The 466-nt window shown below is 62.7% G+C and carries 1 pseudogene; it reads left to right on the forward strand.

From position 1 onward, the window contains the following. Positions 1–459 (forward strand): annotated as a pseudogene (locus WH277_RS01060) (hydantoinase B/oxoprolinase family protein); the annotation flags it as partial. Positions 460–466 lie beyond the last annotated feature (7 nt).

A 466-nucleotide genomic window follows, 5' to 3' on the forward strand; every position in this document is an offset into this window, starting at 1 on the left:
ATCCACTGTGGTCCTGGCGATGTGGTGGCCATCAAAGGCCCGGGCGCGGGCGGCTACGGACTGGCGAAACACCGCCGGGTGCAGGCGGTATTACAGGATGTACAGTGCGGTTTCCTGACGGAGCAGGCGGCGCGTGAGCAGTATGGTGTGGCGTTGCAGCGCGGGGAGATCGACGAAGTCGGTACGGCCCGTCTGCGTGCCGCCATGCCGGAGGGGAACGGCGAACACTTTGATGTGGGTGAAGCCCGCCGCACCTTTGAAGCGGTCTGGACCCCGCAGCGTTATCAGCTGCTGACCGCATTTCTGGCGCAGCAACCGGTGGTGTGGCGTCACTTCCTTAAGCACCAGGTTTTTGCCGCAGTGCAAGCAGGCGAGGGTAATGCGCTGGCGTTGGATGAACAGATGTCGCAGTTGTTTGCGGAGCTTAAGCTGCGGTTCCCGGCGCTGGGCGCGGTGTAATGATTTC

Origin of the sequence: Erwinia sp. MYb416 (assembly GCF_037479575.1) — a bacterium.
In the GTDB taxonomy this organism is placed as follows: Bacteria; Pseudomonadota; Gammaproteobacteria; order Enterobacterales; family Enterobacteriaceae; genus Erwinia; species Erwinia rhapontici.